An 8938-nucleotide genomic window follows, 5' to 3' on the forward strand; every position below is an offset into this window, starting at 1 on the left:
TCTACAGTGGAGGCGCCCGGGAAACCCGTGCGCTAACCATTGGTGGGGGCTGATACAGCGGCTCCCCTTGATTCAATCCTACTCCCCCCGCCCTCGCCGCCGCGAGGGAGCCTCGCTGACGCTCGTGAGTGGCTTTTTAATGCTGGATGCCTGATCGTTCACTCAATCTACAGTAGAGGCGCCCGGGAAACCCGTGCGCTAACCATTTGCGGGGACTGATACAGCGGCTCCCCCTGATTTATTCCCTACCCCTCCGCCCCGCCCGCCGGCGGGGAACCTCGCTGACGCTCGTCAGTGAGGTTTTACGGCCGTAGCCATCATCGCGCCTTGCCCCCTCTCCCCTCGCGGGAGAGGGCTGGGGAGAGGGGGCTGCCTGAACAATCCAGCACTAAACGACACGCCTCGCTACTGTTCCAACTGACTGCTATCCGATCGCCTGCAACTGCTTCTGAAACACAAAACTCGGCCGTTTTTCATAGCCGAGGTGCTGGTAAAAACCATGCGCCTCGCTGCGATGCACGCCAGAGCCCAAACGGATGCGCAGCGTGCCGAACGACTCGCGCACCCACTGTTCAGCGTGCTCCAGCAGCTGACGGCCGATACCCAGGCCTTGGTGCGCCTCATCAACCGCCAGCAAAAATACTTCGGCGTAACCTTCGCTCGCCGACTGGAATACCCGGCCGACATGCACCCAGCCAATCACCACGCCATCCTGCTCGGCCACAAAAATGGCGAACGGCGCGCCGCTTTCCAGCTGGCACAAGCGGCGCAGCATGGTTGCACCGTCGGCAGCCGGATAGCCCATGACGGATAGCAGCTGGCCCATGGCGACAGCATCAGCCTCAATAAAGCGACGAACGACCAGACTCACGCCTCGCCCCCCATATCAAACCACCCCTGCAATATCCGCATCGCCGCTACCTGATCCAGCGCTGCCTTGCGCTTTTTACCGAAGGTCTGCGCTTCCGACAGCAACGATTCCGCTTCCACCGAAGTGAGGCGCTCATCGATAAAAGCCACCGGGAGATTGAAGCGGCCATGCAGGCGATTGCCGAAGGTGCGGGCCAGGCGGGTCATTTCGTGTTCGGTACCATCAAGATGGCTGGGCAGACCCACCACCAGCTGGGCCGGCTGCCATTCGGCGATCAATTTGCCGATGGCCTTGAATTTGTCGTCATTGCTCTGGCCGGTGATGGTGGCCAATGGCGTGGCAATGCCCAGCTCGCAGCTGCCACCGGCCACGCCGATGCGAACTTCGCCGAAATCGAAGGCCAGGGTGTAGCCGCTAGGGCTGCGGTTTGCCGACTCAAGCATGGGCGCAACCTCGCGCGCTGCCGCTCACTGCCCGGTTGACTGAGCTGCAAGACAGGTCACCATAGACGGCAAACACCCGGCAGTGCCGGGTGTGTGTGTGCTGATCGATCATTCGCCATGGCGCGGGCCGCATCATGCGTGGCCCGCCGTGTCAGACAACATGGCCATATCGATACCCAACAGGCCCAGCGCCGCTTCATAGCGCTGCTCGGCCGGCAAGCTGAAGATCAGTTCGATATCGGCATCGACATTGAGCCAGGCGTTCTGCGCCATTTCGCCTTCGAGCTGACCGGCTTCCCATCCCGCATAGCCGAGCGAAACAAACAGCCGGTCGGGGCCGCCGCCATCGCCCACTGCCGCCAGCACGTCTTTGGAAGTGGTGAGGCCAAGATCGTCTTCCACCGCCATGGTCGATTGCCAGTTACCCAGCGGTTGATGCAATACAAAGCCACGGTCGGTCTGCACCGGGCCGCCGAAATAGATATCCTGCTCGGCCAGCTCGGTACGCTTGAGCTCAATATCCACCTGCTGAAACAGGGTTTTCATATCCATGCCCAGCGGGCGATTGACGATCACGCCCATAGCACCCTGGTCGTTATGGTCGCAGACAAACACCAGCGCCCTGGCAAAAATCGGGTCAGCCATGGAAGGCATGGCAATCAGGAATTGGCGGCTTAAATCGATGGAAGACATGGCGCAATTATCGCACAGCAATTTGCCCACTGCCTGATCGCCTTCCCAGTCGGCGCCAACACAGGCAAGCTGAACCTTCGAAAATTCAGACTTTGGCGCCAGCAGCGCCAGCAATAGAAGAGGACATCCCGAATATGCAGGCAGTCAGCCGTGTTTTGGTCTGGTTTCGCCGTGATTTGCGGCTGCATGACCATGCTGCGCTTTACCACGCACTGAAGTCGGCGCAGCAGGTGATCCCGGTATTCGTGTTCGACCGCAGCATCCTCGACCCACTGCCCAAGGACGACCGGCGGGTGGAGTTCATCTGGGAAAGCGTGGCAGCGCTCAAGGCCGAGTTGCAGGCCAGCGGCCACGATATCAAGGTGCGACACGGCGCCGTGGCCGATGAGATCGTCGATCTTGCACGCGAAATGGGCGTGCAGGCGGTGTTTTGCAATCACGATTACGAACCGGCTGCGATCGCCCGTGATGCCGAGGTCGCAGCGCGGCTGGCCGCGCTGGGCGTGGCGTTTCACAGCTACAAGGATCAGGTGATTTTCGAGAAAGACGAATTGCTCACCGGCGCCGGGCAGTTCTACTCGGTATTCACCCCTTACAAAAACGCCTGGCTGAAAAAACTCACACCGTTCTATCTGCAAGCCTATCCGGTACAACGCTACCGCGCTGCCTTGGCCCCTCTGGCGGCCGAGCCTATGCCCAGCCTGGCTTCGCTCGGATTCACCGCCGGCCATCTGGCGCCACTGGGTGTGCGTGGCGGCAGCGCGGCAGGGGAGGCGCTGCTGGCCGACTTCATGACGCGCATTGCCGACTACCAGGCTGCGCGCGATTATCCGGCGATCAAGGGGGTGTCGTATCTGAGCGTGCATCTGCGCTTTGGCACCGTGTCGATCCGCGAGCTGGCCGCCTTTGCCTGGCAGCAAGGAAGCGCAGGCAGCCTGTGCTGGCTCAGCGAACTGATCTGGCGCGATTTTTATCAACAGATTCTGTGGCACCGGCCCGATGTGGTCGGCCACAGTTTCAAGCCGCAATACGAAGGCCTGCCGTTTCCCAACGACCCGCAGCTGTTTGCCGCCTGGTGCGAAGGCCGCACCGGCTACCCGCTGGTGGATGCAGCGATGCGCCAGCTCAACCATAGCGGCTATATGCACAACCGCCTGCGCATGGTCGCCGCCAGCTTTCTGGTGAAAGACCTGCTGGTGGACTGGCGTTGGGGCGAGCGCTACTTTGCTGAAAAGCTGATCGACTTTGACCTGTCGGCCAATAATGGCGGCTGGCAGTGGGCGGCCAGCACCGGCTGCGATGCGCAACCGTATTTCCGCATCTTCAACCCGATCAGCCAGTCGCAAAAATTCGATCCGCAGGGCAAATTCATCCGCCGCTATGTGCCGGAGCTGGCAGCACTGCCCACCGAGGCACTGCACGCGCCCTGGCTGGCCAAGCCACTGGAGCTGGCCAGCGCCAAGCTGGTGCTGGGTCGTGATTACCCGATGCCGGTGGTCGACCATGCGGTGCAGCGCGACCGCGCCCTGGCCTTGTTCAAACGCGCAGCCGAGCCGACCGGATCAGGCGGCTAGATTGGTGCGATCGCCCGCTGTGGACGGCGAGGAAATCACCAGAAACACCACCTCGGCATCGGATTGATTGGCGAAGCGGTGCACCACGCCGGGCGGCACATGCACGCCCTGGCCTGCGCACAGCGGTAGCGCCTGATCGTCGAATTCCATCCGTGCTTCACCGCTGAGGATGTAGAAAAACTGCCGTGCCCGGCTGTGATAGTGGCGCGCTTCGCCGGCGCCGGCCGGCACCCGTTCCTGAATCACGCTCAGGTCGGCTTCCTTGAGCAGGTGCCTGCCATCACACACTTCACCCCATTGGTAGTGCTGAGCCGTGGCGATGCTGGTGGCTTGTGCAATTGGGTTCATTTCGTTCCCGGTATCGATTATTGAATTGCTGCCGCGGCAGCTCTAATGCTTTGCCTTGCCCACCCACCACACGCCGCCGATTACCAAGCTCATGCCCAACAGCTGCATCCAGGAAAATGCCTCGCCCAGGATGATCCAGCCAAAGGCGATGGTCAGCGCCGGCCCGAGTGAGCCGATAGCGGCAGTCTTGCCGGCGCCCATGTTTTCCACCGCCTTGGCCGCCAGCCAGATCGGCAGCACCGTCGACACCATCGCCATGGCGGCGGCATAGATCCACACGCTGGCAGGTAGTTGCATCAGGGTGCTGGCGTGGTGGGTGAACAGAAAGTGCGCAATGACAAAGCCCGAGGCCGCCGTTCCGGTGATGCCGGCCATCCTGTTCGAACCGACCTTACCGACCAGGATCGAGCTGCCCATGTAGTAGCCAGAAAAACTGAGGCTGCTGAGAAACACCCAGCCCGCGCCCACCAGCAGCGACGCCATCGCCCCCTGAAAATGCAGGTCATGGGCAAAGGCCGCCAGAATGCCGACATAGCTGAGCGCCATGCCCGCCCATACCTGTGGCGACACCGGGCGCTTGCGAATGGCAGCTTCCAGCAGCACCACCATCGGTGGATAGGTAAACAGGATCAAGCGCTCCAGCCCGGCCGAAATGGTTTGCAAGCCGATAAAGTCGAACAAGCTCGACAGGTAGTAACCAAGCAGGCCCATGCCCAATAGACCCAGCCATTGGCGAGAGCTGCTTGAACCGCTCGGTGCCTCGCGACAGGCCAGCCACAGGAAGGCCGGCAGGGCGATGCCCATGCGCATGGCCAGCAGGCTGACTGCATCGACCGGATAAGCGCCATAGGCGAGCTTGACGAAAATCGCCTTCAGCGAAAAACAGGCGGCGGAGGCGGCAGCCAGAAATCGGCCATCGACATACCATGGCGTGGTTTCTGCTTTCGCGAAGGTGGTGCTAAGGCTGGTCATGGTAGTTTGCTGCCGTAATTGCTGGTCGAAGCGTATTTTCCTGCCAGACTGGTGCTCAAGAGAATGCCTGATTTTTTGATAGCCCTTCGCCAATGACGAAACCCATTCGTTTTGATTTGCCCGATCTGCAGCTATTTATCGCCGCCGCCGAAACCGGCTCGCTAAGCAAAGCGGCGGCGCGCCTGCCATTGGCGCTATCTGCCGCCAGCGCCCGCTTGCGCAAGCTGGAGGCGCGGCTTGGGGTGATGCTGTTCGAGCGCCATGCCAGCGGCCTCACGCTGAGCAAGGCCGGCCGCAGCCTGCTGGAACATGCGCGGCGTATCGAGCGAGCGGCGCAAGATGCGCAAGCCGCCATCGATGGCCACGCCGGCAAGCAACGCGCCTTGCTGCGCGTATGGGCCAATACCACCGCCAACAGCACGGTGCTGCCGGCAGCATTGGGCGGGTTTCTGCTCGATCATCCCTATCTGGATGTTGCGCTGAACGAGCGGCCCAGCCGCGAGGTGGTGCAGGCGGTATTGAATGGCGATGCCGATCTGGGGGTGATCGATGGCGACTACGATGCCGGTGATTTGCTGTGCCTGCCGCTTGCCCACTACCGCATGGTGGGCATGGCACCGGCGCACCATGCCTTGCTGGCTCAGGAAAGCTGTTTGTTCCGCGATCTGGCGCGCCATCCCATGGTGGGGCAGCCGGAAGACTCGTCAATGCAGCGCTTTATCGAAAAGATGGCCGATGTAGCGAATATCGACCTGCATATCCGAGCAAGGGTGGCCAGCTTTGCCGCCATTGCCAATCTGGTGAATGACGGCGTAGGCATCGCAATCGTGCCGGAATCGATCGGACGCAGCTATCGTGATTCGCTCGGCCTGGCCCTGCTGCCGATTAGCGACGGCTGGGCATCGCGCGAGCTGAAAGTGTGTATTCGCGAATGGGAATACCTGTCGCCGGCGGTGCGGGCTTTGGCGACATGTTTGGGAAAACTGGGCTGACCAGCTTGCGAATGCGATCTTCGGCCAACTGGATAAAACAAATGGCAGGCGCTACACGCCTGCCATTCAGGGCAGCCAAGCGTGGTTTCCCGTGAAACCATGCTTGGCTGCCAAAGGCAAATCCCACCTGCTTGGCGCGATCAGTCGTTGGTGCGAACCAGGCGCACGGCAATCTTCTTTTCGCCGCTATTGCCGTACACCTTGCCATTGGCAAAGCTGATCAACCAGGCGTTCAGGTTGTCGTCAAAACCGGGGCGCAGTGCCCAGAACAGGTCGGCCGGCGTATTCGGGAAGGCATTGGTATCGATGGCGGGCTTCTTCTTGCTCTTGTCCACCAGGGCCGCCAGTTCGTCCTTGTTCGGCACGCGCCAGCCCTTGCCAGCGGCTTTTGCCTGCTCGGCAGCATGGGCCTTGGCATCGCCAAGCTTGTACTTGGTCGCCTTGCCGGTACAGGTCTTGCCATCCCAGCTCATGCCCTCGGCACAGCGGCGCCATTGCAGATTGGTTTTGCTGTCCAGCACTTCCTGGCCGTCTGCCGACACTGTGTAACGATCAGCAGCCTGAGCTGCCACCGTGCCGAACGACAATGCGACCACGGCAATCAGGGAAGCCAGCGAAAAACGCGATTCAAAACCAGTCATGATGTCCTCTTGGAATATTTTTCAGGAAATGGCGGCAGTACCCACTGCAAGCGGGCGATTGTCGCATGTTGTGCCCCTGCCGCAAATGCACAGGCAGGCGCGACATTCACCACGCCGTGCGCAATGCCTGCAATGGCGCCAACAGGCCCATCTGGCACCACTGATCAGTCGCCGGGGCCTTCAATGCTGTTGTGAAAACGCCGCTCGCCTGTCGTGAATACGCACGGCACATTGCCTGTACCAGGCGATCAACCCTGTCTCAGCCGGGCAACCGTGTCGGCGATCTGCTGCCGCAACCATTGCAAGGCCATATCACCATCGCGGCCCCGCTGCCAGATCAGGCTGACCTGTAGCGGCGGCATGGCAAGTGGCAGCGGGGCAATGGCAATGGGCAGCCGCTCGACAAAATGCTGGGCCAGACGCCGCGGCACGGTGCCAAGCAGGTCGGAAGCGGCAACGACAGCGGGAATGCACATATACGACGGCACACATAGCCCGCTGCGGCGGCGCAGCTTGGCAGAGCCAAGCACGATCTCCAGCGGCGAGCCGCGCCCGGCGCGATTGGGAAAGGTGACATGTTCGGCGCTGGCATAGCTGGACAGGCTGATGCGGTCGTCGACCAACGACGCATGGCCGTGGCGCGCGATCACCACCAATTCCTCTTCCAGCAATGGCGCATAGCTCAGTTCGGCCGAGTCGAAATGCAGATAATCGATCGCCAGATCAAGACTGCCAGCGGCCAGCTGGGTGGGCAGATCATCAATCGTATCCGGGCAGATATGCAGCGTTACCCCTGGCGCCAGGCCGCGCATGCGTGCCACCAAGCTGGGCAGCAAGGCGTATTGGGCGTAATCGTTCATGGCGATGCTGAAGCGTTGCGCGGCGCCGGCGGGGTCGAACGCGGGCGGCGGGGCCAGCGCATCCTGCAATAGTTGCAAGGCCGCACGCACCGGCCGATGCAGCGCCAGCGCAGCGGCGGTTGGCGTCAAGCCACGCGCAGTGCGCACAAACAGTGGCTCGCCCAGCTGCTGGCGCAACCTGGCCAGCGCATTGCTCACCGCCGGTTGGCTCATATGGAGGCGCTGCGCCGCACGGGTCAGATTGCCTTCCTGCACCAGGGCGTCGAACACCCGCAGCAGGTTCATATCGAGCTGATGTAATTTCAGGTTCATCAATAATGTATTAGCAAAATATCCATTGGATGGATAATTTTGCCGGTACTAGGCTAGCCACCATCGAATCGATGGAGCTGGATATGAACGCGCCCACATCGGCCCCGGTGGCCAGCCACAACGTCGCCCCGTTTCGCGAGCGCTACCGTGCAAATGTCTCGCCGCGCTACCAGCCCTGGCTGCATGGCGGTTTTGTGCTGAGCTATGGCCTTGCCTGCATTGCCTTGCTGTGGCGGCATATCGATTTGGCGAGCCTGCATGCTGTCGAGCTGCTGGCGCTGCCAGCCGCGCTGGTATTGGCCAATCTGGGCGAATACCTCGTTCACCAACGCCTGGGTCACCACAAAACCCGGCTGGGCAAGCTGTTTTACCAACGCCATACCGGCGACCACCATAGCTTCTTTTCCGAAACAGCCATGGTGCCGCAGAGCCCGCTCGACTGGCGCGTCATCCTGTTCCCGCCCTGGTTGATCGTGCTGGTCAGCCTGATCATCGTCTTGCCCGCTTGGCTCGCGCTGCGCCAGTTCAACGCCAATATTGCTGCGCTATTTGCCGGCATGCTGATGGCCAGCTACCTGCTCTACGAATTTGTACACGCCTGCGAGCATTTGCCCGAAGGGCATCTGTTTACCCGCCTGCCCGGCATACCGCAGATGCGCTGCCTGCATGCCCTGCATCACCGCCACGGCCTGATGCGCGATCACAACCTCAATATCGTGTTTCCGCTGATGGACTGGTTTTTCGGCACCCTGTACCGCGAAGACCAGCACGGCCAGCCCAAGCTTTTGGGCCAGACCACCATGACGCACACAATCGAGATCGCCGCGCCGCCCGCCCAGGTCATGGACTATGCCGCCGCACCGGCGCATTGGCCACAATGGCACCCTTCATCGTTGGCGATTCGGGTAGGCGCAGGGCCGCAAGCCGAGGGAAACCGCTTTTCCGAAGATATCCACGCCGGCGGCCGGCGCGGCCAGCTGAACTGGCAGGTGCTGGCCTATCGGCCCGGCGAGTTCTGGAGCGCCGAGGCACGTGGCAACCATCGCCTTACCCTGCGCGTGGACTACCACTGCCAAGCAATGCCCGACGACCCCACGCGCACGCTATTCCAACGCCGCCTTGAATACCGCCTCCCCGCCCTGGGCTGGCGCCTGTACAACCGCCTGATCGCCACTCGCCGGGTAGAACGGGAATCGCGCCTGTCTTTGCAGCAGCTAAAAGCGTGTATTGAA

10 protein-coding genes are annotated in these 8938 nt (G+C 61.5%); 3 read left to right on the forward strand and 7 right to left on the reverse strand.

Annotated elements, in window-relative coordinates:
* Positions 1 to 424: 424 nt before the first annotated feature.
* From ACE3OH_RS15330 to ACE3OH_RS15340, 3 genes are all read right to left on the reverse strand, one after another.
* On the reverse strand, positions 425 to 871 hold the full coding sequence (locus ACE3OH_RS15330) for a GNAT family N-acetyltransferase (protein WP_374354728.1): 447 nt from the start codon (positions 869 to 871) through the stop codon (positions 425 to 427).
* Positions 868 to 1314: a Holliday junction resolvase RuvX gene (gene ruvX, locus ACE3OH_RS15335; protein ID WP_374354732.1), complete on the reverse strand. Its 447-nt coding sequence runs from the start codon at positions 1312 to 1314 to the stop codon at positions 868 to 870. The genes ACE3OH_RS15330 and ruvX overlap by 4 nt, the downstream gene beginning before the upstream one ends.
* Before the next feature lie 132 nt (positions 1315 to 1446).
* Positions 1447 to 2007, reverse strand: a complete 561-nt coding sequence (locus ACE3OH_RS15340) for a YqgE/AlgH family protein (protein WP_374354735.1) — start codon at positions 2005 to 2007, stop codon at positions 1447 to 1449.
* Positions 2008 to 2141: 134 nt separating this feature from the next.
* Between ACE3OH_RS15340 and ACE3OH_RS15345 the strand changes: the two genes are divergently transcribed.
* The gene (locus tag ACE3OH_RS15345; protein ID WP_374354738.1) at positions 2142 to 3581 is read left to right on the forward strand and encodes a deoxyribodipyrimidine photo-lyase; all 1440 of its coding nucleotides are present in this window, start codon (positions 2142 to 2144) and stop codon (positions 3579 to 3581) included.
* On the opposite strand, the gene ACE3OH_RS15350 is transcribed toward ACE3OH_RS15345, so the two are convergent.
* Both ACE3OH_RS15350 and ACE3OH_RS15355 read right to left on the reverse strand, forming a co-directional pair.
* Entirely contained in the window at positions 3570 to 3929 is a 360-nt protein-coding gene (locus ACE3OH_RS15350; protein ID WP_374354741.1) for a cupin domain-containing protein, read from the reverse strand. The genes ACE3OH_RS15345 and ACE3OH_RS15350 overlap by 12 nt on opposite strands.
* 42 nt (positions 3930 to 3971) lie before the next feature.
* On the reverse strand, positions 3972 to 4901 hold the full coding sequence (locus ACE3OH_RS15355) for a DMT family transporter (protein ID WP_374354747.1): 930 nt from the start codon (positions 4899 to 4901) through the stop codon (positions 3972 to 3974).
* Between the two features lie 92 nt (positions 4902 to 4993).
* On the opposite strand from ACE3OH_RS15355, the gene ACE3OH_RS15360 reads away from it, so the two are divergent.
* Positions 4994 to 5893 carry a LysR family transcriptional regulator gene (locus ACE3OH_RS15360; protein ID WP_374354750.1) on the forward strand — a complete coding sequence of 300 codons (900 nt, stop codon included), beginning with the start codon at positions 4994 to 4996 and terminating at the stop codon, positions 5891 to 5893.
* Positions 5894 to 6033: 140 nt separating this feature from the next.
* Here ACE3OH_RS15360 and ACE3OH_RS15365 read toward each other — a convergent pair whose 3' ends face one another.
* Together ACE3OH_RS15365 and ACE3OH_RS15370 are read right to left on the reverse strand one after the other, a co-directional pair.
* Positions 6034 to 6534: a DUF1566 domain-containing protein gene (locus ACE3OH_RS15365; protein ID WP_374354753.1), complete on the reverse strand. Its 501-nt coding sequence runs from the start codon at positions 6532 to 6534 to the stop codon at positions 6034 to 6036.
* Positions 6535 to 6782: 248 nt separating this feature from the next.
* Positions 6783 to 7706, reverse strand: a complete 924-nt coding sequence (locus ACE3OH_RS15370) for a LysR family transcriptional regulator (RefSeq protein ID WP_374354756.1) — start codon at positions 7704 to 7706, stop codon at positions 6783 to 6785.
* Between the two features lie 83 nt (positions 7707 to 7789).
* Between ACE3OH_RS15370 and ACE3OH_RS15375 the strand changes: the two genes are divergently transcribed.
* A partial coding sequence (locus tag ACE3OH_RS15375; protein ID WP_374354759.1) for an SRPBCC family protein occupies positions 7790 to 8938 on the forward strand: 1149 nt, incomplete at its 3' end.

Source organism: Chitinimonas sp. (assembly GCF_041904975.1).
In the GTDB taxonomy this organism is placed as follows: domain Bacteria; phylum Pseudomonadota; class Gammaproteobacteria; order Burkholderiales; family Chitinimonadaceae; genus Chitinimonas.